This window comes from Ciceribacter sichuanensis (assembly GCF_024055605.1).
Lineage (GTDB): Bacteria > Pseudomonadota > Alphaproteobacteria > Rhizobiales > Rhizobiaceae > Allorhizobium > Allorhizobium sichuanense.
Map to the genome: position 1 here is coordinate 1,006,431 of NZ_JAMXLX010000001.1, position 22,843 is coordinate 1,029,273.

The 22,843-nt window shown below is 58.7% G+C and carries 35 protein-coding genes; 32 read left to right on the forward strand and 3 right to left on the reverse strand.

What is annotated here, in order from left to right; genetic code table 11:
* Window positions 1–10 precede the first annotated feature (10 nt).
* A complete protein-coding gene (locus tag NBH21_RS04905) occupies window positions 11–304 on the reverse strand; it encodes a transcriptional regulator (protein WP_163904974.1) in 294 nt (97 codons plus the stop codon).
* Window positions 305–807: 503 nt separating this feature from the next.
* On the opposite strand from NBH21_RS04905, the gene rpsL reads away from it, so the two are divergent.
* The 32 genes from rpsL (at window position 808) to NBH21_RS05065 (ending at window position 20,942) form a co-directional block, all read left to right on the forward strand.
* Window positions 808–1,179 carry a 30S ribosomal protein S12 gene (rpsL, locus tag NBH21_RS04910; protein ID WP_003507760.1) on the forward strand — a complete coding sequence of 124 codons (372 nt, stop codon included), beginning with the start codon at window positions 808–810 and terminating at the stop codon, window positions 1,177–1,179.
* A 78-nt stretch (window positions 1,180–1,257) separates the two neighbouring features.
* On the forward strand, window positions 1,258–1,728 hold the full coding sequence (gene rpsG / locus NBH21_RS04915) for a 30S ribosomal protein S7 (protein WP_099057553.1): 471 nt from the start codon (window positions 1,258–1,260) through the stop codon (window positions 1,726–1,728).
* 31 nt (window positions 1,729–1,759) lie between these two features.
* Window positions 1,760–3,859, forward strand: coding sequence for an elongation factor G (gene fusA, locus NBH21_RS04920; RefSeq protein ID WP_163904976.1), 2,100 nt, complete (start codon window positions 1,760–1,762; stop codon window positions 3,857–3,859).
* Window positions 3,860–3,952: 93 nt separating this feature from the next.
* Window positions 3,953–5,128, forward strand: coding sequence for an elongation factor Tu (gene tuf / locus NBH21_RS04925; RefSeq protein ID WP_163904961.1), 1,176 nt, complete (start codon window positions 3,953–3,955; stop codon window positions 5,126–5,128).
* A gap of 298 nt (window positions 5,129–5,426) precedes the next feature.
* Window positions 5,427–5,735, forward strand: a complete 309-nt coding sequence (rpsJ, locus tag NBH21_RS04930; protein ID WP_006728688.1) for a 30S ribosomal protein S10 — start codon at window positions 5,427–5,429, stop codon at window positions 5,733–5,735.
* 173 nt (window positions 5,736–5,908) lie between these two features.
* A complete protein-coding gene (gene rplC / locus NBH21_RS04935; RefSeq protein ID WP_099057555.1) occupies window positions 5,909–6,547 on the forward strand; it encodes a 50S ribosomal protein L3 in 639 nt (212 codons plus the stop codon).
* A 12-nt stretch (window positions 6,548–6,559) separates the two neighbouring features.
* The gene (gene rplD / locus NBH21_RS04940; RefSeq protein WP_099057556.1) at window positions 6,560–7,180 is read left to right on the forward strand and encodes a 50S ribosomal protein L4; all 621 of its coding nucleotides are present in this window, start codon (window positions 6,560–6,562) and stop codon (window positions 7,178–7,180) included.
* Window positions 7,177–7,470 carry a 50S ribosomal protein L23 gene (locus NBH21_RS04945; protein ID WP_163904980.1) on the forward strand — a complete coding sequence of 98 codons (294 nt, stop codon included), beginning with the start codon at window positions 7,177–7,179 and terminating at the stop codon, window positions 7,468–7,470. The genes rplD and NBH21_RS04945 overlap by 4 nt, the downstream gene beginning before the upstream one ends.
* Before the next feature lie 17 nt (window positions 7,471–7,487).
* Window positions 7,488–8,324, forward strand: coding sequence for a 50S ribosomal protein L2 (rplB, locus tag NBH21_RS04950; RefSeq protein WP_163904982.1), 837 nt, complete (start codon window positions 7,488–7,490; stop codon window positions 8,322–8,324).
* Between the two features lie 16 nt (window positions 8,325–8,340).
* Window positions 8,341–8,619: a 30S ribosomal protein S19 gene (gene rpsS, locus NBH21_RS04955; protein WP_062282885.1), complete on the forward strand. Its 279-nt coding sequence runs from the start codon at window positions 8,341–8,343 to the stop codon at window positions 8,617–8,619.
* A 2-nt stretch (window positions 8,620–8,621) separates the two neighbouring features.
* On the forward strand, window positions 8,622–9,011 hold the full coding sequence (gene rplV / locus NBH21_RS04960) for a 50S ribosomal protein L22 (RefSeq protein ID WP_099057560.1): 390 nt from the start codon (window positions 8,622–8,624) through the stop codon (window positions 9,009–9,011).
* Window positions 9,011–9,733, forward strand: coding sequence for a 30S ribosomal protein S3 (gene rpsC, locus NBH21_RS04965; protein ID WP_099057561.1), 723 nt, complete (start codon window positions 9,011–9,013; stop codon window positions 9,731–9,733). The genes rplV and rpsC overlap by 1 nt, the downstream gene beginning before the upstream one ends.
* A gap of 38 nt (window positions 9,734–9,771) precedes the next feature.
* Window positions 9,772–10,185, forward strand: a complete 414-nt coding sequence (gene rplP, locus NBH21_RS04970; protein ID WP_009109534.1) for a 50S ribosomal protein L16 — start codon at window positions 9,772–9,774, stop codon at window positions 10,183–10,185.
* Window positions 10,186–10,196: 11 nt separating this feature from the next.
* Complete coding sequence (rpmC, locus tag NBH21_RS04975; RefSeq protein ID WP_099057562.1) at window positions 10,197–10,397, forward strand: 50S ribosomal protein L29; 201 nt, start codon at window positions 10,197–10,199, stop codon at window positions 10,395–10,397.
* Between the two features lie 13 nt (window positions 10,398–10,410).
* On the forward strand, window positions 10,411–10,647 hold the full coding sequence (gene rpsQ, locus NBH21_RS04980; protein WP_046792687.1) for a 30S ribosomal protein S17: 237 nt from the start codon (window positions 10,411–10,413) through the stop codon (window positions 10,645–10,647).
* Between the two features lie 236 nt (window positions 10,648–10,883).
* The gene (gene rplN / locus NBH21_RS04985) at window positions 10,884–11,252 is read left to right on the forward strand and encodes a 50S ribosomal protein L14 (protein ID WP_007770138.1); all 369 of its coding nucleotides are present in this window, start codon (window positions 10,884–10,886) and stop codon (window positions 11,250–11,252) included.
* Window positions 11,253–11,265: 13 nt separating this feature from the next.
* On the forward strand, window positions 11,266–11,574 hold the full coding sequence (gene rplX / locus NBH21_RS04990; RefSeq protein WP_163904984.1) for a 50S ribosomal protein L24: 309 nt from the start codon (window positions 11,266–11,268) through the stop codon (window positions 11,572–11,574).
* Window positions 11,567–12,124 carry a 50S ribosomal protein L5 gene (gene rplE / locus NBH21_RS04995; RefSeq protein WP_250914508.1) on the forward strand — a complete coding sequence of 186 codons (558 nt, stop codon included), beginning with the start codon at window positions 11,567–11,569 and terminating at the stop codon, window positions 12,122–12,124. Before rplX ends, rplE begins: the two co-directional genes overlap by 8 nt.
* Window positions 12,125–12,157: 33 nt before the next feature.
* Window positions 12,158–12,463 (forward strand): 30S ribosomal protein S14, encoded by a 306-nt coding sequence (gene rpsN, locus NBH21_RS05000; RefSeq protein WP_099057565.1) that lies wholly within the window; start codon window positions 12,158–12,160, stop codon window positions 12,461–12,463.
* A gap of 12 nt (window positions 12,464–12,475) precedes the next feature.
* On the forward strand, window positions 12,476–12,874 hold the full coding sequence (gene rpsH, locus NBH21_RS05005) for a 30S ribosomal protein S8 (RefSeq protein WP_099057566.1): 399 nt from the start codon (window positions 12,476–12,478) through the stop codon (window positions 12,872–12,874).
* Window positions 12,875–12,916: 42 nt separating this feature from the next.
* A complete protein-coding gene (gene rplF / locus NBH21_RS05010) occupies window positions 12,917–13,450 on the forward strand; it encodes a 50S ribosomal protein L6 (RefSeq protein ID WP_163904986.1) in 534 nt (177 codons plus the stop codon).
* A 12-nt stretch (window positions 13,451–13,462) separates the two neighbouring features.
* A complete protein-coding gene (gene rplR, locus NBH21_RS05015; RefSeq protein ID WP_250914509.1) occupies window positions 13,463–13,825 on the forward strand; it encodes a 50S ribosomal protein L18 in 363 nt (120 codons plus the stop codon).
* A 143-nt stretch (window positions 13,826–13,968) separates the two neighbouring features.
* Window positions 13,969–14,538, forward strand: a complete 570-nt coding sequence (gene rpsE, locus NBH21_RS05020; protein WP_099057569.1) for a 30S ribosomal protein S5 — start codon at window positions 13,969–13,971, stop codon at window positions 14,536–14,538.
* Window positions 14,539–14,552: 14 nt separating this feature from the next.
* Complete coding sequence (gene rpmD, locus NBH21_RS05025) at window positions 14,553–14,762, forward strand: 50S ribosomal protein L30 (RefSeq protein ID WP_006728669.1); 210 nt, start codon at window positions 14,553–14,555, stop codon at window positions 14,760–14,762.
* A 16-nt stretch (window positions 14,763–14,778) separates the two neighbouring features.
* A complete protein-coding gene (gene rplO / locus NBH21_RS05030; protein ID WP_250914510.1) occupies window positions 14,779–15,258 on the forward strand; it encodes a 50S ribosomal protein L15 in 480 nt (159 codons plus the stop codon).
* A 230-nt stretch (window positions 15,259–15,488) separates the two neighbouring features.
* Window positions 15,489–16,829, forward strand: coding sequence for a preprotein translocase subunit SecY (gene secY / locus NBH21_RS05035; RefSeq protein ID WP_250914511.1), 1,341 nt, complete (start codon window positions 15,489–15,491; stop codon window positions 16,827–16,829).
* Window positions 16,826–17,476: an adenylate kinase gene (locus NBH21_RS05040; RefSeq protein WP_250914512.1), complete on the forward strand. Its 651-nt coding sequence runs from the start codon at window positions 16,826–16,828 to the stop codon at window positions 17,474–17,476. The genes secY and NBH21_RS05040 overlap by 4 nt, the downstream gene beginning before the upstream one ends.
* Window positions 17,477–17,703: 227 nt before the next feature.
* On the forward strand, window positions 17,704–18,072 hold the full coding sequence (gene rpsM, locus NBH21_RS05045; protein ID WP_099057574.1) for a 30S ribosomal protein S13: 369 nt from the start codon (window positions 17,704–17,706) through the stop codon (window positions 18,070–18,072).
* 135 nt (window positions 18,073–18,207) lie between these two features.
* Window positions 18,208–18,597 carry a 30S ribosomal protein S11 gene (gene rpsK, locus NBH21_RS05050; protein WP_007598338.1) on the forward strand — a complete coding sequence of 130 codons (390 nt, stop codon included), beginning with the start codon at window positions 18,208–18,210 and terminating at the stop codon, window positions 18,595–18,597.
* Between the two features lie 100 nt (window positions 18,598–18,697).
* Window positions 18,698–19,708, forward strand: coding sequence for a DNA-directed RNA polymerase subunit alpha (locus tag NBH21_RS05055; RefSeq protein ID WP_112830265.1), 1,011 nt, complete (start codon window positions 18,698–18,700; stop codon window positions 19,706–19,708).
* Between the two features lie 125 nt (window positions 19,709–19,833).
* Window positions 19,834–20,259: a 50S ribosomal protein L17 gene (rplQ, locus tag NBH21_RS05060; RefSeq protein WP_099057576.1), complete on the forward strand. Its 426-nt coding sequence runs from the start codon at window positions 19,834–19,836 to the stop codon at window positions 20,257–20,259.
* Window positions 20,260–20,480: 221 nt separating this feature from the next.
* Complete coding sequence (locus NBH21_RS05065; protein ID WP_250914513.1) at window positions 20,481–20,942, forward strand: GNAT family N-acetyltransferase; 462 nt, start codon at window positions 20,481–20,483, stop codon at window positions 20,940–20,942.
* Window positions 20,943–21,084: 142 nt separating this feature from the next.
* Here the strand turns inward: NBH21_RS05065 and NBH21_RS05070 are convergent, their stop codons facing one another.
* Both NBH21_RS05070 and NBH21_RS05075 read right to left on the reverse strand, forming a co-directional pair.
* The gene (locus NBH21_RS05070; protein WP_250914514.1) at window positions 21,085–22,344 is read right to left on the reverse strand and encodes an RNA polymerase sigma factor; all 1,260 of its coding nucleotides are present in this window, start codon (window positions 22,342–22,344) and stop codon (window positions 21,085–21,087) included.
* Between the two features lie 48 nt (window positions 22,345–22,392).
* Complete coding sequence (locus tag NBH21_RS05075; RefSeq protein ID WP_250914515.1) at window positions 22,393–22,815, reverse strand: VOC family protein; 423 nt, start codon at window positions 22,813–22,815, stop codon at window positions 22,393–22,395.
* Window positions 22,816–22,843 lie beyond the last annotated feature (28 nt).

Genomic DNA, 22,843 nt, shown 5'->3' on the forward strand with positions numbered 1-22,843 from the left:
GGGAAGGAACTCAGTTGAAGCGGATGATCGCGACTTCTCCCTCCAAGGCGCCCTGGTAGGCAGAGGCATGAGGTTCCTCATCCGGGGGAGAGGTGACCATGCCGATCTGGTCGAGATCTGCTTCGAGAAAACCTTCTTCCGACAGCGCATTGAGAGCTGCACGCACGGCGGAATCGTCATCCGCCGCCGTTAGCATGATATGCAGGTCGATGCCCTCTCCGCCCTCGACCTCATAGGCCTTGGCGATGATGATGAATACCATCGGATCATCGAAATTGTTGTCGTTGTCTGGCGTGGAGATCATGGTGTCGGTCTTTTCCGGCCTAGTTGATTCCTCCCGGTCGAATCGAGAGGGGGAAGGAGAGGGCGCGCCATACGGCTTTGGCCATTATCTATGGTGTTTTGATCGAATGCTAAAGCCTATTTATTGCATGCGGTCCGTTTTGGGTGCAGAAGAGGGGCCGAAGTGGCCGAAGACCCTGCGTTCCGGCATTAATTTGCGATTGAGACTTGACGGAACCCGGTGAAAACAGTAGTACGCCGGCCATCGGAGCCTATGTGAGGTTAGGCTTTTCGGAACGTCTTGTTCTGAAGTTCACCTCAAACAGGGTCCTTTTCGCACGTTGACGAACACAAATGCTGCACGCAAGACGCGCGAAGTGTGCGTCCTCTGCCTTTTGTGGTCCATCCGCGAAGAGCGGATCGGGCCACATTTTGCGCATGAAGGAAATTGTGCGATCACCGCCGGCAACGGCTAAATGGGGTCCGAGAGGGCTTTAGAGACAAGATTTTGCAAGGGATGGGTATATGCCTACCGTAAACCAGCTTATCCGCAAGCCGCGTCAGGCACAGGTAAAGCGCAACAAGGTTCCTGCTCTGCAGGAAAATCCGCAGAAGCGTGGCGTTTGCACCCGCGTTTACACCACGACCCCGAAGAAGCCGAACTCGGCTCTGCGTAAGGTCGCCAAGATCCGCCTGACCAATGGCTTCGAAGTCATCGGCTACATCCCGGGCGAAGGTCACAACCTGCAGGAACACTCCGTCGTCATGATCCGTGGCGGTCGTGTAAAGGACTTGCCGGGTGTGCGTTACCACATCATCCGCGGCGTTCTCGATACCCAGGGTGTCAAGAACCGTAAGCAGCGTCGTTCGAAGTACGGTGCGAAGCGTCCGAAGTAATTCGGCAATCAGATTTATCGGCGCTGCGCGAGGTTCTCCGCGTGGTAAAGCGTCATCAAAAGTTGAGAGACAAAAAGTATGTCCCGTCGCCATAGTGCAGAAAAGCGCGAAATCAATCCGGACCCGAAGTTCGGCGATCTCGTTGTCACCAAGTTCATGAACGCCATCATGCTTCACGGCAAGAAGTCCGTGGCTGAAAGCATCGTTTACGGTGCGTTCGATTCCGTTCAGGGCAAGCTGAAGCAGGAGCCGCTCGGCGTCTTCCATCAGGCGCTCGATAACATCGCGCCGCATGTTGAAGTGCGTTCCCGCCGCGTTGGTGGTGCGACCTACCAGGTTCCGGTAGATGTTCGCCCCGAACGTCGCCAGGCTCTTGCCATCCGTTGGCTCATCGCTGCTGCTCGCAAGCGCAACGAGACCACCATGATCGATCGCCTCTGCGGCGAACTCATGGATGCTGCCAACAACCGTGGCTCTGCAGTCAAGAAGCGTGAAGACACGCACAAGATGGCAGACGCGAACCGCGCCTTCTCGCATTACCGCTGGTAATCAACCGATCGAATATTGAAAGGCAGTCCGTATGGCTCGCGAATATAAAATCGAAGACTACCGCAATTTCGGCATCATGGCCCACATCGATGCCGGCAAGACCACGACCACCGAGCGTATTCTTTACTACACCGGTAAGTCTCACAAGATCGGCGAAGTGCACGACGGCGCTGCTACCATGGACTGGATGGAGCAGGAGCAGGAACGCGGCATCACCATCACGTCCGCTGCTACCACGACCTTCTGGAAGGGTCGCGACGGCAAGATGCGTCGCTTCAACATCATCGACACCCCCGGCCACGTTGACTTCACCATTGAAGTTGAACGTTCGCTGCGCGTTCTCGACGGTGCGATCGCTCTTCTCGATGCCAACGCCGGCGTAGAGCCGCAGACGGAAACCGTCTGGCGTCAGGCTGAGAAGTACAACGTTCCGCGCATGATCTTCTGCAACAAGATGGACAAGACCGGTGCGGACTTCTACCGCTCGGTCGAGATGATCAAGACCCGTCTTGGCGCAACCGCTGTCGTCATGCAGCTCCCGATCGGTGCGGAAACCGAATTCAAGGGCGTTGTCGACCTGATCGAGATGAACGCGCTCGTATGGCGCGATGAGTCGTTGGGCGCTGCCTGGGACGTCGTCGAAATCCCGGAAGACCTGAAGGCCAAGGCTGAAGAATATCGCGAAAAGCTGATCGAGACGGTTGTCGAGATCGACGAAGAAGCGATGGAAGCTTATCTGAACGGCGAGATGCCGGACAACGAAAAGATCCGTCAGCTGGTTCGTCGCGGCACCATCGACGTGAAGTTCCACCCGATGTTCTGCGGTACCGCGTTCAAGAACAAGGGTGTTCAGCCGCTTCTCGACGCAGTTGTCGACTACCTGCCGTCGCCGCTCGACATTCCGGCGATCAAGGGCATCGACTTCAAGACCGAAGCCGAAATCGAGCGTCACGCCGACGATAGCGAGCCTCTCTCGATGCTCGCGTTCAAGATCATGAACGACCCCTTCGTCGGTTCGCTGACCTTTGCGCGCATCTACTCCGGCAAGCTCGAAAAGGGTTCGTCGGTCCTGAACACGGTCAAGGACAAGCGCGAGCGCGTCGGCCGTATGCTTCAGATGCACTCCAACAGCCGTGAAGACATCGAAGAAGCCTTTGCAGGCGATATCGTTGCTCTCGCCGGCCTGAAGGAAACCACGACGGGTGACACGCTCTGCGATCCGCTGAAGCCGGTTATCCTCGAGCGCATGGAATTCCCCGAGCCGGTCATCCAGATCGCGATCGAGCCGAAGTCCAAGGGCGACCAGGAAAAGATGGGCCTCGCGCTCAACCGACTGGCTGCTGAAGATCCGTCCTTCCGCGTGAAGACGGACCAGGAATCGGGTCAGACGATCATCGCAGGCATGGGCGAACTTCACCTCGATATCATCGTCGACCGCATGCGTCGCGAGTTCAAGGTTGAAGCCAACGTCGGTGCTCCGCAGGTTGCCTACCGCGAAACCATCACGCGTCAGCACGAAGAAGACTACACGCACAAGAAGCAGTCCGGTGGTACCGGTCAGTTCGCGCGCGTCAAGATCGTCTTCGAACCGAACCCGGATGGCGAAGATTTCGTGTTCGAATCCAAGATCGTTGGCGGTGCTGTTCCGAAGGAATACATCCCGGGCGTTCAGAAGGGTATCGAAAGCGTTCTGTCTTCTGGTCCGCTCGCTGGCTTCCCGATGCTCGGCGTCAAGGCCACCCTCATCGACGGTGCCTTCCACGACGTCGACTCCTCGGTTCTCGCCTTCGAAATCGCATCGCGTGCCTGCTTCCGTGAAGCAGCCAAGAAGGCCGGCGCTCAGCTGCTCGAGCCGATGATGAAGGTCGAAGTCGTAACGCCGGAAGACTACGTCGGTGACGTTATCGGTGACCTGAACTCTCGCCGTGGTCAGATCCAGGGTCAGGAACAGCGCGGCATCGCGATCGTCATCAACGCTCACGTACCGCTGGCGAACATGTTCAAGTACGTCGACAACCTGCGCTCCATGTCGCAGGGCCGCGCGCAGTATTCGATGACCTTCGATCACTACGCTCCGGTTCCGTCGAACGTCGCGACCGAAATCCAGGCAAAGTATTCCGGTCAGAAGTAATCGGAATACCCACCTGAAATACGCCCCGGCCTCGGGCCGGGGCGATCACACGAATTGGAGCCCTCTGGGCTCAAGAAGAATGGAGAGCCCGAAATGGCAAAGAGTAAGTTTGAGCGCACGAAGCCGCACGTTAACATCGGCACGATTGGCCACGTTGACCATGGCAAGACGTCTCTGACGGCAGCGATCACGAAGTTTTTCGGCGAATTCAAGGCCTATGACCAGATCGACGCAGCGCCGGAAGAAAAGGCTCGCGGCATCACCATCTCGACGGCCCACGTTGAATACGAGACGGCCAACCGCCACTACGCGCACGTTGACTGCCCCGGCCACGCCGACTACGTCAAGAACATGATCACCGGTGCTGCGCAGATGGACGGCGCGATCCTGGTTTGCTCGGCCGCTGACGGCCCGATGCCGCAGACCCGCGAGCACATCCTGCTCGCTCGCCAGGTTGGCGTTCCGGCGATCGTGGTGTTCCTGAACAAGGTCGACCAGGTTGACGACGCAGAACTTCTCGAGCTCGTCGAGCTTGAAGTTCGCGAACTTCTGTCTTCCTACGACTTCCCGGGCGACGACATCCCGGTCGTCAAGGGCTCTGCTCTTGCCGCTCTGGAAGACTCGAACAAGGAAATCGGCGAAAACGCCATCCGCAAGCTGATGGAAGAAGTCGACGCGTACATTCCGACCCCGGAACGTCCGATCGACCAGCCGTTCCTGATGCCGATCGAAGACGTGTTCTCGATCTCGGGCCGTGGTACGGTTGTGACCGGCCGCGTCGAGCGTGGCATCGTCAAGGTTGGTGAAGAAGTCGAGATCGTCGGCATTCGTCCGACCTCGAAGACGACGGTTACCGGCGTTGAAATGTTCCGCAAGCTGCTCGACCAGGGCCAGGCCGGCGACAACATCGGCGCACTGGTTCGCGGTGTTAACCGTGACGGCGTCGAGCGTGGTCAGATCCTGTGCAAGCCGGGCTCTGTCAAGCCGCACAAGAAGTTCATGGCCGAAGCCTACATCCTGACGAAGGAAGAAGGCGGCCGTCATACGCCGTTCTTCACGAACTACCGTCCGCAGTTCTACTTCCGCACGACGGACGTGACGGGTATCGTTTCTCTGCCGGAAGGCACGGAAATGGTCATGCCTGGCGACAACGTCACGGTTCAGGTTGAGCTGATCGTTCCGATCGCGATGGAAGAAAAGCTGCGCTTCGCGATCCGCGAAGGCGGCCGTACCGTCGGCGCCGGCATCGTCGCATCCATCATCGAGTGATTGAATACGGAGCGGCGAGAGATCGCCTCTCCGTTTCTTCAATATTCGATTGACGAATCTTTGCTGGCATTGTATGTGCCGGCCACGAAGAAAGCGGACGATGACTTCGTCGTCCGATTTTCGCTGCGTTGAGTCGATCTCTTGAAGATCGAGACCTGGCAGGTTTCTGAGAATAGCAAGTGACAGGGGCGCCCTTCACGGTGTCCTTGTGATTTTTGATAATCCGGGGCCGACCAGTATTGGTAATTCACTGTCTCTGCGTATGCGGGGCGCAAGAAAACGAATAAGGACAAGTCGAATGAACGGCCAGAATATCCGCATCCGCCTCAAGGCGTTTGATCACCGGGTTCTCGATGCCTCCACGCGGGAGATTGTTTCGACCGCAAAGCGCACCGGTGCAAGCGTTCGCGGCCCGGTACCGCTTCCGACTCGCATTGAAAAATTTACTGTTAACCGTTCGCCTCACGTCGACAAGAAGAGCCGCGAACAGTTCGAGATGCGCACGCATAAGCGTCTTCTCGATATCGTTGATCCGACCCCGCAGACCGTTGATGCTCTGATGAAGCTCGACCTGGCTGCAGGCGTAGACGTCGAGATCAAGCTCTAAGAAGGAATTCCGGCGAGAGCCGAAATAACAAGGAAGGTACGTGGCAAGACCTGCCAACGACTTCTCGAAACGGGAAACCGCATGGTCCGGAAGGGCCGGAACGGAATCCTTAAACAAAGAGGCAAGGGAAGGGGCTTTTGGGCTCTGACTCGACTCTCAAGAGGAATGAACCAATGCGTTCAGGTGTGATTGCACAGAAAGTGGGAATGACCCGCGTCTACAACGACGCCGGCGAGCATGTCCCGGTAACAGTTCTGCGTTTGGATAACGTACAGGTCGTTGCTCAGCGCACCGTCGAGAAGAACGGCTACACCGCCGTGCAGCTCGGCGCTGGCCAGGCGAAGGTTAAGAATACTTCGAAGGCCATGCGTGGCAACTTCGCCGCTGCCAGCGTTGAACCGAAGGCGAAGCTCGTCGAGTTCCGCGTTTCGGAAGATAATCTGATCGATGTCGGCTCCCAGCTCACCGCAGGCCATTTTTCGGCCGGCCAGCTGGTTGATGTCACCGGCACGACCATCGGTAAGGGTTTTGCGGGTGCCATGAAGCGCCACAACTTCGGTGGTCTGCGCGCAACCCACGGCGTTTCGGTTTCGCACCGTTCGCACGGTTCGACCGGTAACAACCAGGATCCGGGTAAGGTCTGGAAGGGCAAGCGCATGGCTGGTCACATGGGTCAGACTCGCGTCACTACCCAGAATCTTGAAGTCGTTTCGACCGATGAAGATCGTGGTCTGATCCTTGTGAAGGGCGCTGTTCCCGGTTCGAAGGGTTCCTGGATCATCGTGCGCGACGCCGTAAAGTCGGCGAAGTAAGGAGCCAAACCAATGGAATTGAACGTCAAGACCCTCGAGGGCAAGGACGCCGGCAAGGTTTCTCTGTCGGATGCGATTTTCGGCCTTGAGCCGCGCGAAGACATCATTGCCCGTGTGATCCGTTGGCAGCTGGCAAACAAGCGCCAGGGCACCCACAAGATCAAGACCCGTGGCGAAGTCTCCCGCACCGGCTCCAAGATGTACAAGCAGAAGGGTACGGGCCGCGCTCGTCACCATTCGGCTCGTGCTCCGCAGTTCCGCGGCGGTGGTAAGGCTCATGGCCCGGTTGTTCGCAGCCACGCCCATGACCTGCCGAAGAAGGTTCGTGCACTCGCTCTGCGCCACGCCCTGTCCGCCAAGCTGAAGTCTGAAGACCTCATCATCGTCGACCAGCTCGTCGCTGCTGAAGCAAAGACCAAGGCTCTGATCGGCAGCTTCGCTTCGCTCGGCCTCACCAATGCACTCGTAATCGGCGGCGCCGAGATCGATGGCAATTTCAAGCTCGCTGCCGCAAACATCCCGAACGTCGATGTTCTGCCGGTTCAGGGCATCAACGTTTATGACATCCTGCGTCGCGGCAAGCTGGTGCTTTCCAAGGCTGCGGTTGAAGCTCTGGAGGAGCGGTTCAAATGACTGATCTTCGCCACTACGACGTGATCGTCTCTCCGTCGATCACTGAAAAGTCGACCATGGTATCCGAACAGAACCAGGTCGTCTTCAACGTCGCCAAGGGTGCGAGCAAGCCGGAAATCAAGGCTGCTGTCGAAGCACTTTTCGGTGTCAAGGTCACTGCCGTGAACACGCTGCTGCGCAAGGGCAAGGTCAAGCGTTTCCGCGGCTTCGCCGGCAAGCAGAAGGACGTCAAGAAGGCGATCGTAACGCTCGCCGAAGGCCAGTCCATCGACGTGTCGACGGGCGTCTGAGGTAGGGAACAAGAAAAATGGCATTGAAAAGCTACAATCCGACGACCCCGAGCCAGCGTCAGCTGGTCATCGTCGACCGTTCGGGCCTGTACAAGGGCAAGCCGGTCAAGGCGCTGACGGAAGGTCTCTCCAAGAGCGGCGGCCGTAACAACCTCGGTCGCATCACCGCCCGCTTCATCGGCGGCGGTCACAAGCGCACCTACCGTCTCGTTGACTTCAAGCGTCGCAAGTTTGACGTTGAAGGCACGGTAGAGCGTCTGGAATACGACCCGAACCGCACCGCGTTCATCGCTCTCGTCACCTACGCAGACGGCGAACAGGCTTACATCCTGGCCCCGCAGCGCCTCGCTGCCGGCGACAAGGTCATCGCGTCCGACAAGGCCGTCGATGTCAAGCCCGGCAACACCATGCCGCTGCAGTACATCCCGGTCGGCTCGATCGTGCATAACGTCGAGATGAAGCCGGGCAAGGGCGGTCAGATCGCTCGTTCGGCTGGCACCTACGTACAGCTCGTCGGCCGCGATGCCGGCATGGCAATCCTTCGTCTGAACTCTGGCGAGCAGCGTCTCGTCCCGGGTTCGTGCCTCGCCACCGTTGGCGCCGTTTCCAACCCGGATCACGGCAACATCAACGACGGCAAGGCTGGTCGTACCGTATGGCGTGGCAAGCGTCCGCATAACCGCGGCGTTGTCATGAACCCGGTCGACCACCCGCACGGTGGTGGTGAAGGTCGCACCTCCGGTGGTCGTCACCCGGTTTCGCCGTGGGGCAAGCCGACCAAGGGCAAGCGCACCCGTTCGAACAAGTCGACAGACAAGTTCATCATGCGCTCGCGCCACCTGAAGAAGAAGTAAGAGAGGTTAGTCAGAAATGGCTCGTTCAGTATGGAAAGGCCCGTTCGTCGATGGCTATCTTCTCAAGAAGGCTGAGAAGGTTCGCGAAGGCGGCCGTAGCGAAGTGATCAAGATGTGGAGCCGTCGCTCCACCATCCTGCCGCAGTTCGTCGGTCTCACCTTCGGCGTCTACAACGGCAGCAAGCATGTTCCGGTCAGCGTCAACGAAGACATGGTCGGACACAAGTTCGGTGAATTCGCTCCGACCCGGACCTACTACGGTCACGGTGCGGACAAGAAGGCGAAGAGGAAGTAATCATGGGCAAGGCAAAAGCCGAACGCCGGCTGAAGGACAACGAGGCGCAGGCAGTTGCGCGCACGCTCCGCGTCAGCCCCCAGAAGCTCAACCTGGTTGCCGCGCTGATCCGCGGCAAGAAGGTTGACCGCGCTCTGGCCGACCTCGAGTTTTCGCGCAAGCGGATCGCCGGCAGCGTCAAGAAGACGCTCGAGTCTGCAATCGCAAACGCCGAAAACAACCACGACCTCGACGTTGACCAGCTCATCGTCGCGGAAGCCTACGTCGGCAAGTCGATCGTCATGAAGCGTTTCCACGCTCGTGGCCGCGGCCGCGCATCGCGCATCGAAAAGCCGTTCGCACACCTCACCATCGTCGTGCGCGAAGTCGAAGCCAAAGTGGAGGCCGCATAATGGGTCAGAAAATCAATCCGATCGGTTTCCGTCTGGGCATCAATCGCACGTGGGATAGCCGTTGGTTCGCCGACAACGCCGAATACGGCAAGCTGCTTCACGAGGATCTGAAGATCCGCGCTTACCTGATGGAAGAACTGAAGCAGGCCGGTATCGCCAAGGTGGTCATCGAGCGTCCGCACAAGAAGTGCCGCGTCACGATCCACTCGGCTCGTCCGGGTCTGATCATCGGCAAGAAGGGTGCAGACATTGAAAAGCTCCGCAAGAAGCTTTCCGAAATGACCAGCTCCGAAACGCACCTCAACATCGTTGAGGTTCGTAAGCCGGAAGTCGACGCAACCCTGGTTGCTCAGTCGATCGCCCAGCAGCTCGAGCGTCGCATTGCTTTCCGCCGTGCGATGAAGCGTGCTGTTCAGTCGGCTATGCGTCTTGGCGCCGAAGGCATCAAGATCACCTGCGCCGGTCGTCTCGGCGGCGCGGAAATCGCCCGTACCGAATGGTACCGCGAAGGTCGCGTTCCGCTGCACACGCTGCGTGCGGACATCGACTACGGTACGGCTGAAGCCGAAACCGCTTACGGTATCTGCGGCGTGAAGGTCTGGATCTTCAAGGGCGAAATCCTTGAGCACGATCCGATGGCTTCCGAACGTCGCGCACTCGAGGGCGACGCGCAGGGTCCGGCAAGCCGTGAACGTGGCGAACGCCGCCGCGAGAACGCTTGATTGTCGCTGGCGAAAGATAAGTTCGGAGAAACAAGAAAATGTTGCAGCCAAAGCGTACAAAATATCGCAAGCAGTTCAAGGGCCGCATCAAGGGTGTAGCCAAGGGCGGTTTCGACCTGGCATTCGGTGAGTTCGGTCTCAAGTCTCTTGAGCCGAACCGCGTCAACGCCCGCGAGATCGAAGCTGCTCGTCGTGCAATCACGCGTTATATGAAGCGCGCAGGTCGCGTCTGGATCCGGGTATTCCCCGATGTTCCGGTAACGGCAAAGCCTACCGAAGTCCGTATGGGTAAGGGTAAGGGCTCCGTCGAATACTGGGCATGCAAGGTCAAGCCCGGCCGAATGATGTTCGAGATCGACGGTGTTTCCGAGGAGATCGCCCGCGAGGCGCTTCGTCTCGGCTCGGCCAAGCTCTCGGTCAAGACGCGCTTCGTTCAGCGCATTGCAGAGTAAGGATCACGCCCATGAAAGCCGCAGACGTTCGCGCCATGAGCGCCGATCAGCTGAATGACGAGCTTGCCAAGCTGAAGAAGGAGCAGTTCAACCTGCGCTTCCAGAAGGCTACCGGCCAGCTCGAGAAGTCTTCGCGAATCAACGAAGTCCGCAAGGACATCGCTCGCGTCAAAACAATCGCCCGCCAGAAGGCGGCAGAAGCCAAGGCCTAAGGACCAGAAGAACATGCCTAAACGCATTCTGCAGGGCGTTGTCGTCAGCGACAAGAACGAAAAGACCGTCGTTGTACGTGTCGAGCGCCGTTTCGCCCACCCGCTGCTTCAGAAGACCGTTCGTCGTTCCAAGAAGTACAAGGCTCACGACGAGAACAACCAGTACAAGGTTGGTGATGTTGTTTCCATCGAGGAATGCGCACCGATCTCCAAGGACAAGCGCTGGACGGTTATTGCCGCCCAGGCTTAATTTTCACGGAGTTTTGCGCGAGGGCTTGCACCTTGCGCAAAAATCTGTATGAAGCAGGCCATTGGCGCAGGAACGCTCCGGCACGGGGCGTTCTTTTGCTTTGAGCGCACGGAAGGTCCCTTGAAGGGAAACCACCCTGACAACATTCTTCCGCGCGACAATCGAAATTTATCATAAGCCGGGATAGGGGGCCGACGTGCCCAACCGTTCCGGTTACAACAAGAAGGCGACCTGACATGATTCAGATGCAGACTAACCTCGACGTGGCGGATAATTCCGGCGCACGTCGTGTCATGTGCATCAAGGTGCTGGGCGGCTCCAAGCGCAAGTACGCTTCGATCGGCGACATCATCGTCGTCTCGATCAAGGAAGCCATCCCGCGCGGCCGCGTCAAGAAGGGCGATGTTATGAAGGCGGTTGTTGTGCGTACCGCCAAGGACATCCGTCGTCCGGACGGCAGCGTCATCCGCTTCGATAACAACGCAGCCGTTCTTATCGACAACAAGAAAGAGCCGATCGGCACCCGTATCTTCGGACCGGTTCCGCGCGAACTTCGCGCCAAGAACCACATGAAGATCATCTCGCTGGCTCCGGAAGTTCTGTAAGGGAGCGACGACGATGCAAAAGATTCGTAAGGGCGACAAGGTCGTCGTACTGACCGGCAAGGACAAGGGTCGTTCCGGTGAAGTTATCCAGGTTATGCCGAAGGAAGACCGTGCTGTCGTCCGTGGCATCAACGTCGTGAAGCGCCACCAGCGCCAGACGCAGACCCAGGAAGCCGGCATCATCAACAAGGAAGCTTCGATTCATCTTTCGAACCTTGCTGTTGCTGACAAGGACGGCAAGCCGACCCGCGTCGGTTTCAAGGTTGTTGACGGCAAGAAGGTTCGTGTGGCCAAGCGTTCGGGAGATGTGATCGATGGCTGAGGCAAAGTATGAGCCGCGGCTCAAGAAAGAGTACGTTTCCCGGATTCGCGCCGCTATGCAGGAGCAGTTCTCCTACGCTAACGAGATGCAGATCCCGAAGCTTGAAAAGATCGTGATCAACATGGGTGTTGGCGAAGCGACGGCTGATTCGAAGAAGCCTACCGTTGCTGCTGCTGACCTGGCTGCCATCGCTGGCCAGAAGCCGGTCATCACCCGTGCACGTAACTCCATCGCTGGCTTCAAGGTCCGCGAAGGTATGCCGATCGGCGCAAAGGTCACTCTGCGCGGCGCCCGGATGTATGAATTCCTGGATCGCCTGGTCTACATCGCGCTTCCGCGCGTTCGCGACTTTCGTGGCCTGAACCCGAAGAGCTTTGACGGCCGTGGCAACTTCGCCATGGGCATCAAGGAGCACATTGTGTTCCCTGAGATCAACTACGACAAGGTTGATCAGATGTGGGGCATGGACATCATCGTTTGCACGACGGCAAATACGGACGACGAAGCTCGGGCTCTTCTGAAAGAGTTCAACTTCCCGTTCCGTACGTAACCGTAACGACGAGCGTAGAAGAGGAACTTCGATATGGCGAAGACAAGCGCAGTTGAAAAGAACAAGCGCCGCCGCAAGACAGTTGCCCAGCAGGCCGCCAAGCGCGCCGCGCTGAAGGCAGTGATCATGAACCAGTCCCTTTCGATCGAGGAACGGTTCAAGGCAACCCTGAAGCTGGCAGATCTGCCGCGCGATGGCTCCAAGACCCGTATTCGCAACCGTTGCGAAGTCACCGGTCGTCCGCGTGCATTCTACCGCAAGCTCAAGATGTCGCGTATCGCGCTTCGCGAGCTGGGCAACCTCGGCAAGGTGCCGGGCGTTGTGAAGTCGAGCTGGTAAGGAGACGGGCAAATGACGATGACTGATCCGTTGGGCGATATGCTCACCCGTATCCGTAACGGCGCCGCCCGCCGCAAGAGCTCGGTATCCACCCCGGCTTCAAAGCTGCGCGCACGCGTTCTCGATGTCCTGCAGGCCGAAGGTTATATCCGCGGCTATTCCCAGGTCGATTATGACAATGGCAAGTCCGAACTGCAGATCGAACTGAAGTACTACGAAGGTGCTTCGGTCATCCGCGAGATCGGCCGTGTCTCCAAGCCGGGCCGCCGGGTTTATGTCTCGGTCAAGTCCATCCCGCAGGTCGCGAACGGCCTCGGCATCACCATCCTTTCGACTCCGAAGGGTGTGATGGCCGATCACCAGGCTCGCGAACAGAACGTTGGTGGCGAGGTTCTCTGCTCGGTCTTCTAAGACAGGGCAGGGATCTCCAGAACGAACAGACAGGATTAAACAATGTCTCGTATCGGTAAAAAGCCCGTTCAGGTTCCTGCAGGGATCACGGCCACTGTTGATGGCCAGAAGGTTACTGCCAAGGGCCCTAAGGGTGAACTTTTCTTCGTCGCGAATGACGAGATCTCGGTAACGCTCGAAGACAACGCTGTTGTCGTTCAGCCGCGCAGCGCAACCAAGGATGCTCGTTCCAAGTGGGGCATGTCCCGCACGATGGTCGAGAACATCTTCAAGGGTGTGAAGGACGGCTACGAGCGCAAGCTCGAAATCAACGGCGTCGGTTACCGTGCTGCCATGCAGGGCAAGAACCTGCAGCTCGCACTCGGCTTCAGCCACGACGTGGTTTACGAGCCGCCGGTCGGCATCACCATTGCCGTTCCGAAGCCGACGGAAATCGTGGTTTCCGGCATCAACAAGCAGCAGGTCGGTCAGGTCGCTGCTGAGATCCGCGAATATCGCGGCCCCGAGCCCTACAAGGGCAAGGGCGTCAAGTATGCCGAAGAGCGGATCGTCCGCAAAGAAGGCAAGAAGAAGTAAGGAACGCGCGAAATGGCAAGCAGGAAAGAAGCACTTGTACGTCGTGCCAATCGCGTACGGCGTCAGATCAAGGCGGTGGCCAATGGCCGTCCGCGTCTGTCGGTACATCGCTCGTCGAAGAACATCTACGCTCAGGTCATCGACGATGTCGCTGGTCGTACGCTCGCTGCCGCATCGACCCTCGATACGGATCTGCGTTCTTCGCTGAAGACCGGTGCGGACGTTGCAGCCGCTGCAGCCGTCGGCAAGCTCGTTGCAGAGCGCGCCGCCAAGGCTGGCGTCAAGGAAGTCGTGTTCGACCGTGGCGCCTTCATCTATCACGGCCGTATCAAGGCCCTGGCAGAAGCAGCTCGCGAAGGCGGTCTGACCTTCTGATCTCGAATATCCGTCCGGGGTTACCCGGGCGGATTTCCGGCATTTGCCGGTTTCCCGGATTTCGCCGCTGACCCCGTAAAAGGGCAGGGCGAAATTTTTCGTAATCTGCCGATTGCACCCGGAAAAGAAAAAGGAAAAGGACAATGGCACAGGAAAAGCGTGGTTCTCGCGAAGATCGCCAGAACCGTGAGGAGCGCGACAGCGAGTTTGTTGACAAGCTGGTCGCCATCAATCGCGTCGCCAAGGTGGTGAAGGGCGGCCGTCGTTTCGGCTTTGCTGCTCTCGTCGTCGTCGGCGACCAGAAGGGCCGGGTCGGTTTCGGCCATGGCAAGGCACGCGAAGTGCCGGAAGCTATCCGTAAGGCAACCGAAGCCGCCAAGCGCGAACTGATTTTCGTTCCGCTGCGTGACGGCCGTACGCTGCATCACGACGTCAACGGCCGTCATGGCGCCGGCAAGGTTCTGCTGCGCTCCGCCAAGGCTGGTACCGGTATCATCGCCGGTGGTCCGATGCGCGCTGTCTTCGAAACGCTCGGCATGCACGACGTCGTCGCCAAGTCGACTGGTTCGTCGAACCCCTACAACATGGTTCGCGCCACGTTCGACGCCCTGAAGCATCAGGTGCATCCGAAGGACATCGCAGCTCAGCGCGGCATCAAGTATGCTACGCTGCAGGCTCGCCGTGCCGCTTCCGGCAACGCGTCTGAAGAATAAGAGGAGTCTGATCCATGGCTAAGGCTACGAAGAAGACTGAAGCAAAGACGATCACGGTCGAGCAGATCGGTTCGCCTATTCGCCGTCCGGCAGTTCAGCGCGCAACGCTGGTTGGTCTGGGCCTCAACAAGATGCACCGGGTCCGCACCCTGGAGGATACCCCTTCGGTTCGCGGCATGATCCGTGCTGTCCAGCATCTCGTTCGCGTCGTCGACGAGAAGTGAGACGGAGGAAGTCATCATGAAACTGAATGAAATCAAGGACAACGAAGGCGCCTCCAAGGACCGTATTCGCGTAGGTCGCGGCATCGGTTCCGGCAAGGGCAAGACCGGCGGCCGTGGCGTCAAGGGTCAGAAGGCTCGTTCGGGCGTTGCGGTCAACGGCTTCGAAGGCGGCCAGATGCCGATCTATCGTCGCCTGCCGAAGCGCGGCTTCAACAACATCTTCGCTTCTGAATACGTCACCGTTTCGCTCGGCCGTATCCAGACCGCGATCGATGCTGGCAAGCTCGACGCAAAGGCAACGGTTGACGCTGCTGCTCTCAAGGCTGCCGGCGTGATCCGTCGCCCGAAGGACGGCGTTCGTGTCCTGTCCGACGGCGAACTGAAGGTAAAGCTGACGATCGAAGTTGCCGGCGCCTCCAAGGCAGCCGTCGAGAAGATCGAGAAGGCAGGCGGCACCATCAAGCTGCTCGAAGCAGCTGCGGAAACCGCTGAATAACTGACAGATCGATCGCCCGGGGTGCTTCACACCGGGCGATCTTGCTCCCATATGTGAGCCTCACTGCCCATGGGCGGGCTTTCGTCCGTCTTCCGGGACATTCTGGAAAACAAGGGTGAGGCATGCGATTGCACCGCAATCTCTCCCGCGCCCGGTTTTCTTTAAAACAATTGGACGAATGACCTTCGGTCTGACAAAGCTCAGCCGGATTTGGTTTTGCGGAGAATTTCATGGCTTCTGCAGCGGAACAATTGGCCTCGAACCTCAACTTCTCGACCTTCGCCAAGGCGGAGGATCTGAAGAAGCGCTTGTGGTTCACTCTGGCCGCCTTGCTGGTCTATCGCCTGGGCACTCATATTCCGCTGCCCGGCCTCAACCCGGAGGCCTATGCCGCCGCTTTCCAGGGGCAGTCCGGAGGTATCCTCGGCCTGTTCAACATGTTTTCGGGCGGCGCTGTAGAGCGCATGGCGATCTTCGCCCTCGGTATCATGCCCTACATTTCGGCCTCGATCATCGTGCAGCTCATGACCTCGGTCGTGCCTGCGCTCGAGAACCTCAAGAAAGAGGGTGAGCAGGGCCGCAAGATCATCAACCAGTACACCCGTTACGGTACGGTGCTGCTCGGCACGCTGCAGGCCTATGGCATTGCGGTCGGCCTCGAAAGCGGCAACGGCCTCGTGATCGATCCGGGCTGGTTCTTCCGCATTTCGACCGTTATCACGCTGCTTGGCGGCACGATGTTCCTGATGTGGCTCGGTGAGCAGATCACCTCGCGCGGAATCGGCAACGGTATCTCGCTGATCATCTTCGCAGGTATCGCAGCAGGTCTTCCGACGGCACTGGCCCACACTCTCGACCTCGGCCGCACCGGCGCGCTTTCGACTGCGCTTATCCTGACCGTTATCGTTGTTGCTATTGGCGTTATCGCCCTGATCGTCTTCGTCGAGCGCGCCCAGCGTCGTCTGCTGATCCAGTACCCGAAGCGTCAGGTCGGCAACCGCATGTTCCAGGGCGACACCTCGCACCTGCCGCTGAAGCTCAACACCTCGGGCGTTATCCCGGCGATCTTCGCGTCTTCGCTGCTGCTGCTGCCGGCGACGGCTGCAGGTTTCGCTGGAACCACCACGCTTCCGACCTGGGCGACGACGATCATTTCGGCGCTCGGTCACGGCCAGCCGCTGTATATGGTGCTTTATGCTGCCCTGATCGCTTTCTTTGCCTTCTTCTACACGGCCATCGTTTTCAATCCGAAGGACACGGCCGACAATCTGAAGAAGCATGGCGGTTTCATTCCGGGCATTCGTCCCGGTGAGCGTACCGCGGAGTACATTGACTACGTGCTGACCCGCATCACGGTCATCGGCGCGATCTATCTCGTCTTCGTCTGCATTCTTCCCGAGATCCTGGTTTCGCAAACTGGTGTGCCATTATCCCTTGGTGGTACGTCGCTTTTGATTGTTGTCAGCGTCACCCTCGATACTGTAGCACAGATCCAGGGGCATCTGATCGCGCAGCAATATGAGGGCCTGATCAAGAAGTCGAAATTGCGTGGAGGAAAGAGGGGACGATGAGACTTATCCTTTTGGGTCCGCCGGGAGCGGGCAAGGGGACGCAGGCCCAGAGAATCGTTGACAAGCATGGCATTCCGCAGCTTTCGACCGGTGATATGCTTCGTGCAGCGGTAAGCGCTGGCACTGAGGTGGGCAAGCGTGCGAAGGCCGTCATGGACGCCGGCAAGCTGGTTTCCGACGAGATCGTTATTGCCATTGTCTCTGAGCGAATCGATGCGCCGGACTGTGCCAACGGGTTCATTCTCGATGGCTTCCCGCGCACGCTGGTTCAGGCCGATGCGACTGAAAAGATGCTCTCCGACAAGGGGCTCGATCTTTCGGCCGTCATTGAAATCAAGGTGGATGACGAGATTTTGGCCGATCGAATCGCCGGTCGTTACACCTGTGCCAACTGTGGCACGGGTTATCACGATACGAATCTGAAGCCGAAGGTCGAAGGCGTTTGCGACAAGTGCGGTTCGACGCACTTCAAGCGTCGTCCGGATGACAACCGTGATACGGTTCGTACTCGCCTGCAGGCGTATTACAAGGAAACCTCGCCGCTCATCGGCTACTACTATGCCAAGGGCAAGCTGCATTCCGTCGACGGCATGGGCGAGATTGATAACGTTACGACGGATATCGAGGCTATTCTCGCCGGGCTCTGAGTCTGGCGGGTACAAGAATCTTTACGGAACCGGTTGCTTTTGGCAGCTGATTCCGTTAAACAGCGCGCCAACTCGCGACATTTGAGCGGTCGGCGCGTTCTTCCATAGTGGAAGACCGGGTTCGATCGTTTTGACTTGTTGAGAACCTGATTTGTAATTGCGGCCCATAAGGGCCGTGTAACGAGACACCACTTGCCGGCTGGCAACTGGAAGCAAGGAGAATAGGCGTGGCACGTATCGCTGGCGTCAACATCCCGACCGCGAAGCGCGTAGTAATCGCGCTCCGTTACATTCACGGGATCGGTCCGAAATTCGCGCAGGAGATCATCGAGAAGGTCGGTATCCCGGCTGATCGCCGCGTTCATCAGCTCACGGATGCGGAAATCCTCGCAATCCGCGAAATCCTCGACCGTGACTATCAGGTCGAAGGCGACCTGCGTCGCGAAACCGCAATGAACATCAAGCGTCTGATGGACCTTGGCTGCTACCGCGGCCTGCGTCATCGTCGCGGTCTTCCGGTTCGCGGTCAGCGCACGCACACCAATGCTCGTACCCGCAAGGGTCCGGCAAAGGCGATCGCCGGTAAGAAGAAGTAATTTTCCGGTTTGGTCCGGAGGGGAGGCTGGCGCAGCAGTGCCGGCCTTCTTTGAGTTTGGCAAGGGCTGTCTCCAGCCCTTCCTGGGTGTAGCCGCTGGTGTTACGGCGGTGTCAAGATCAATGAAAGGGAAGTTATGGCCAAGGAAGCCACCCGCATTCGCCGTCGCGAACGCAAAAACATTTCTTCGGGCGTTGCCCACGTCAATTCGACGTTCAACAACACGATGATCACCATCACCGACGCACAGGGCAATGCTATTGCCTGGTCGTCGGCTGGCGCCAAGGGCTTCAAGGGTTCGCGTAAGTCGACCCCGTTTGCTGCTCAGATCGCTGCTGAGGATTGCGCCAAGAAGGCTCAGGAACACGGCATGAAGTCTCTGGAAGTGGAAGTTTGCGGTCCGGGTTCCGGTCGTGAGTCCGCTCTCCGCGCCCTCCAGGCTGCCGGCTTCATGATCACCTCGATCCGCGATGTGACCCCGATCCCGCACAATGGCTGCCGTCCGCGCAAGAAGCGCCGCGTCTGATCATCTTTCATCCCGCCGGCGAGCGCTCATGCGCTCGTTTTGGTGCTTCTAATGCTCGGTCGTCACGATTGGATGGTGGCGACGAACGGAAGGTAAAATCATGATCCAGAAGAATTGGCAGGAATTGATCAAGCCGAACAAGGTGGAGTTCACCTCGTCGGGTCGCACCAAGGCAACGCTCGTTGCCGAGCCGCTGGAACGCGGCTTCGGTCTGACCCTCGGCAACGCGCTCCGTCGCGTTCTTTTGTCGTCGCTTCGCGGTGCAGCTGTCACGGCCGTGCAGATCGACGGCGTGCTGCATGAGTTCTCGTCGATCCCGGGCGTCCGGGAAGACGTGACCGACATCGTGCTCAACATCAAGGAAATCGCCATCAAGATGGATGGCGACGACGCAAAGCGCATGGTCGTGCGCAAGCAGGGCCCGGGCGTTGTCACCGCCGGCGACATCCAGACGGTTGGCGACATCGAGATCCTTAACCCCGCTCATGTCATCTGCACCCTCGATGAGGGCGCCGAGATCCGCATGGAGTTCACGGTCAACAACGGCAAGGGCTACGTCCCGGCCGAGCGTAACCGCGCGGAAGATGCTCCGATCGGCCTTATCCCGGTCGACAGCCTCTACTCGCCGGTCAAGAAGGTGTCCTACAAGGTGGAAAACACCCGCGAAGGACAGGTTCTCGACTACGACAAGCTGACGATGACCATCGAAACCGATGGTTCTGTCACCGGTGAAGATGCGGTCGCTTTTGCTGCCCGTATCCTTCAGGACCAGCTGTCGGTCTTCGTCAACTTCGACGAACCGCAGAAGGAAGTCGAAGAAGAATCGGTCACCGAACTTGCGTTCAACCCGGCCCTCCTCAAGAAGGTCGACGAACTCGAGCTTTCGGTCCGTTCGGCAAACTGCCTGAAGAACGACAACATCGTCTATATCGGCGACCTCATTCAGAAGACGGAAGCAGAAATGCTCCGCACTCCGAACTTCGGTCGCAAGTCGCTGAACGAAATCAAGGAAGTTCTCGCTTCCATGGGCCTGCACCTCGGCATGGAAGTACCGGCATGGCCGCCCGAGAACATCGAAGATCTCGCCAAGCGCTACGAAGACCAGTACTAAGCGTCATAAGAAGGCAGGCTCACCTCTGCCTTTCCAGTCAAACTGCAGGCGGATGCCTGTATGTGTCAGGAAACGGCAGGGCCGCTCGAAGTGCGAAGCGAAGCCTGCATTAAAGGAGAATAGCAATGCGCCACCAGAAAGCCGGTCGCAAGCTGAACCGTACCGCCAGCCACCGTAAGGCGATGTTCGCCAACATGGCTGCTTCGCTCATCACCCATGAGCAGATCGTCACCACCCTGCCCAAGGCGAAGGAAATTCGCCCGATCGTCGAGAAGCTTGTCACCCTCGGCAAGCGCGGCGACCTGCACGCTCGTCGTCAGGCGATCTCGCAGATCCAGGACCAGGATGCCGTCAAGAAGCTCTTCGACGCCATCGCTTCGCGTTATGCCAACCGTAACGGTGGCTACCTGCGCATCATGAAGGCAGGTTTCCGTCAGGGCGACAACGCTGCCATGGCCGTCATCGAATTCGTCGAGCGCGACGTCGATGCCAAGGGCGCGGCCGACAAGGCTCGCGTCGCTGCTGAAGCCGAAGCTGCCGAAGCCGCATAATTTCTTCCCGAAAGGGACAGAATCGAAAAAGCCGGGTGAGCGATCACCCGGCTTTTTGCGTTAAAGCTGCTCTGCCGGGCGACAATCATTTCGCGCGTTGCAGGGGTTTGCCATGTTGCCGGAGATCATCTTGCTTGCAAAGACTGTGGATTTATACAGCCAGAAGAGGTTGCGGGCGTCTGTCTGTTACAGCAAGGTCGAGATTGGCGAGGCGGACGCACATGGAGATTCAGATTACTTTAGCCGAGCACAATGACATCGATCCCTGGATGTTGCTGGCTGAGCAGGTGATTCCGCTATTCGGTCCGATGCCGCACTTCGAAGCAATCCTCGGACGCAAGATCGCGCAGAAACAGGCATATTGTGCCCGGATAGGTACAAACAACGTGACGTTGATCGGTGGCGTTTTGATTGGTGGCACGGGTCGCGAGCACTGGATACGATGGCTGGCAGTTTCGTCGGAGTATAGAAGGCGTGGTGTTGGCAGGACGCTGGTGGAGAAGGCTATTTCGGCCGTCCCTGCCAATTCACCTATCTATGTGGACACCTTCGTAGGAGAAAGCGCCGAAGCGGATGCCGCCAATCGCTTCTATCAGACTTGTGGCTTCGCACCGGCGGAAGTCTGGCAGGTGGATGATTTGCTTCGCCAGCGATATGTGCGGCCACCTTCTGTCTACGTGTGAGAAGAGCACCGGTTACGTCAGGGCGGGGGGCTCCGAAGGTGATCCCTCTCATGGCCCACGACAACCTCGCTGCTCGTTGTCGTGCGTTGTCGCCCCGTCTTCACCGGGAATGCTCCGGCGCATTGCGGCTTGACGGGCCGGTTCAGCCGCCGCCAGCGGCGCGCGCTGAAAGGAAGGCCCTTTCCTGTTCGTTCCCTGAAAGCCTTGCCGCCCGTTCGAAGGCGGCCTTCGCCTCCGCCCGTCTTCCGGCCCGTTGTAGAAAATCGCCGCTTGCCGCGTGAAGCGGCGCGTAGTCCTTGAGTGCCGGTTCGCCCTCCAGTTCGGACAGCAAGGCGAGCCCTGCCTCTGCTCCATAGGCCATGGAATGGGCAATCGCCCGGTTGAGTCCGACGACGGGTGAGGGCCATGCATCGAGCAATCGGTCGTACAACGTAGCGATCTGCTTCCAGTCGGTATCCTCGTAGTGCCTTGTCCGGGCATGGCAGGCGGCGAGCGCCGCCTGAAGTACGTAGACGCCGTTCATACCGCCAAGACTCCCGGCGCGTTCGAGGCCCGCAAGCCCCCGCTGGATCAGCAGCCGGTCCCAGCGTGCGCGGTTCTGATGGGAGAGGGGAATCGGAGTGCCGTCGGAAGACGTGCGCGCCGGAAACCGCGAGGCCTGTATTTCCATCAGGGCGAGCAATCCGTGGACTTCCGGCTCGTCCGGTGTCAGAGCGGCCAGTATGCGGCCGAGGCGCATAGCTTCGTGACAAAGCTGCGGCCGGATGGCGTCGTCGCCGGCGCTTGCCGCATAGCCTTCGTTGAAGATGAGATAGACCACTTCCAGAACGGAGCCGAGCCTTGGCTCCCGTTCGGCGCCGTGCGGCACCTCATAGGCAACGCCTGCATTGCCCAGCGTCTTCTTGGCCCGGACGATGCGTTGGGCGATCGTCTGCTCGCTGGCCAGAAAGGCGCGGGCGATTTCCCCGGTGCTCAGGCCGCCGATTAGGCGCAGGGTCAGTGCCACCCGCGCATCGGTGGAAAGGATGGGATGGCAGGCCGTGAAGATGAGGTTCAGGCGTTCGTCGCCTATGTCGTCGTCCATCCGCGCTTCGATCTCCCCGATCGCATCGATGTTTTCGCGCTCAAGCTCGCGCTCGATCTCCGAATGCTTGCGCTCCATCATCCGGCGGCGGCGGAAGTGGTCTATGGCTCGCCGCTTGGCCGCAGCCATCAGCCATGCGCCGGGATTGGCGGGAACTCCGCTCTTCGGCCAGACGGAAAGTGCGCTGACAAGCGCGTCCTGCGCCAGTTCCTCGGCGAGCCCAATATCGCGCAACATTCTTGCGAGCCCGGCGATCAGCCGGGCACGCTCCATGCGGTAGACGGTTTCGACCGTCCTGTGTGTTTCCGAAGCCTTCATCGATAGGATTATGAAGGCGCTCTGGTGGCAGTCAATGTGAGGTGGCCGTCAAGACGTGGGCTTCTCGCCCGAGACGAATGCGGGATCCATCCACATGATCTCCCAGACATATCCATCCGGGTCCTCGACGCTCCGGCTATACATGAAGCCATGCTCCTGCACGGGATTGGGGTCGGCCTTGCCCCCGGCTGCTATGGCCTTTTCCAGTGTCCGGTCAACGTCGTCACGCGTTTCTACACTGAGCGCAATCAAAACCTGGCTCTCCCTGCGGGCATCGCCAATCTTCCGGCTGGTGAAGCCGGAATAGCGATCATGGGTCAGCAGCATCACGCCGATCGCATCGGATAAGAGCATGCAGGTTGATCGCTCGTCGGAAAAGTTCGGGTTTTTGGTGCCGCCGATAGCGACATAGAATTTCCCCGCCGCCGAAAGATCGCGCACGGGTAGGTTGATGAAGATCATTCTGGTCAAGTTCGTTCCTCCCTTGTCGTTATCCGGC

Bases quoted from the DNA above. Each gene is read 5' to 3' on its own strand.
- rpmD (WP_006728669.1), top strand. From the start codon at position 14,553: ATGGCTAAGGCTACGAAGAAGACTGAAGCAAAGACGATCACGGTCGAG.
- NBH21_RS05065 (WP_250914513.1), top strand. From the start codon at position 20,481: ATGGAGATTCAGATTACTTTAGCCGAGCACAATGACATCGATCCCTGG.
- rplD (WP_099057556.1), top strand. From the start codon at position 6,560: ATGGAATTGAACGTCAAGACCCTCGAGGGCAAGGACGCCGGCAAGGTT.
- fusA (WP_163904976.1), top strand. From the start codon at position 1,760: ATGGCTCGCGAATATAAAATCGAAGACTACCGCAATTTCGGCATCATG.
- rplE (WP_250914508.1), top strand. From the start codon at position 11,567: ATGGCTGAGGCAAAGTATGAGCCGCGGCTCAAGAAAGAGTACGTTTCC.
- NBH21_RS04905 (WP_163904974.1), bottom strand. From the start codon at position 304: ATGATCTCCACGCCAGACAACGACAACAATTTCGATGATCCGATGGTA.
- rpsC (WP_099057561.1), top strand. From the start codon at position 9,011: ATGGGTCAGAAAATCAATCCGATCGGTTTCCGTCTGGGCATCAATCGC.
- rpsQ (WP_046792687.1), top strand. From the start codon at position 10,411: ATGCCTAAACGCATTCTGCAGGGCGTTGTCGTCAGCGACAAGAACGAA.
- rplP (WP_009109534.1), top strand. From the start codon at position 9,772: ATGTTGCAGCCAAAGCGTACAAAATATCGCAAGCAGTTCAAGGGCCGC.
- rplR (WP_250914509.1), top strand. From the start codon at position 13,463: ATGGCAAGCAGGAAAGAAGCACTTGTACGTCGTGCCAATCGCGTACGG.
- rplF (WP_163904986.1), top strand. From the start codon at position 12,917: ATGTCTCGTATCGGTAAAAAGCCCGTTCAGGTTCCTGCAGGGATCACG.
- NBH21_RS05055 (WP_112830265.1), top strand. From the start codon at position 18,698: ATGATCCAGAAGAATTGGCAGGAATTGATCAAGCCGAACAAGGTGGAG.
- rplO (WP_250914510.1), top strand. From the start codon at position 14,779: ATGAAACTGAATGAAATCAAGGACAACGAAGGCGCCTCCAAGGACCGT.
- NBH21_RS05040 (WP_250914512.1), top strand. From the start codon at position 16,826: ATGAGACTTATCCTTTTGGGTCCGCCGGGAGCGGGCAAGGGGACGCAG.
- rpsJ (WP_006728688.1), top strand. From the start codon at position 5,427: ATGAACGGCCAGAATATCCGCATCCGCCTCAAGGCGTTTGATCACCGG.
- rpmC (WP_099057562.1), top strand. From the start codon at position 10,197: ATGAAAGCCGCAGACGTTCGCGCCATGAGCGCCGATCAGCTGAATGAC.
- tuf (WP_163904961.1), top strand. From the start codon at position 3,953: ATGGCAAAGAGTAAGTTTGAGCGCACGAAGCCGCACGTTAACATCGGC.
- rplX (WP_163904984.1), top strand. From the start codon at position 11,266: ATGCAAAAGATTCGTAAGGGCGACAAGGTCGTCGTACTGACCGGCAAG.
- rplV (WP_099057560.1), top strand. From the start codon at position 8,622: ATGGGCAAGGCAAAAGCCGAACGCCGGCTGAAGGACAACGAGGCGCAG.
- rpsH (WP_099057566.1), top strand. From the start codon at position 12,476: ATGACGATGACTGATCCGTTGGGCGATATGCTCACCCGTATCCGTAAC.
- rplC (WP_099057555.1), top strand. From the start codon at position 5,909: ATGCGTTCAGGTGTGATTGCACAGAAAGTGGGAATGACCCGCGTCTAC.
- rpsG (WP_099057553.1), top strand. From the start codon at position 1,258: ATGTCCCGTCGCCATAGTGCAGAAAAGCGCGAAATCAATCCGGACCCG.
- rplB (WP_163904982.1), top strand. From the start codon at position 7,488: ATGGCATTGAAAAGCTACAATCCGACGACCCCGAGCCAGCGTCAGCTG.
- rpsK (WP_007598338.1), top strand. From the start codon at position 18,208: ATGGCCAAGGAAGCCACCCGCATTCGCCGTCGCGAACGCAAAAACATT.
- rpsN (WP_099057565.1), top strand. From the start codon at position 12,158: ATGGCGAAGACAAGCGCAGTTGAAAAGAACAAGCGCCGCCGCAAGACA.
- NBH21_RS05070 (WP_250914514.1), bottom strand. From the start codon at position 22,344: ATGAAGGCTTCGGAAACACACAGGACGGTCGAAACCGTCTACCGCATG.
- rplQ (WP_099057576.1), top strand. From the start codon at position 19,834: ATGCGCCACCAGAAAGCCGGTCGCAAGCTGAACCGTACCGCCAGCCAC.
- secY (WP_250914511.1), top strand. From the start codon at position 15,489: ATGGCTTCTGCAGCGGAACAATTGGCCTCGAACCTCAACTTCTCGACC.
- rpsE (WP_099057569.1), top strand. From the start codon at position 13,969: ATGGCACAGGAAAAGCGTGGTTCTCGCGAAGATCGCCAGAACCGTGAG.
- NBH21_RS04945 (WP_163904980.1), top strand. From the start codon at position 7,177: ATGACTGATCTTCGCCACTACGACGTGATCGTCTCTCCGTCGATCACT.
- rpsL (WP_003507760.1), top strand. From the start codon at position 808: ATGCCTACCGTAAACCAGCTTATCCGCAAGCCGCGTCAGGCACAGGTA.
- rpsS (WP_062282885.1), top strand. From the start codon at position 8,341: ATGGCTCGTTCAGTATGGAAAGGCCCGTTCGTCGATGGCTATCTTCTC.
- rplN (WP_007770138.1), top strand. From the start codon at position 10,884: ATGATTCAGATGCAGACTAACCTCGACGTGGCGGATAATTCCGGCGCA.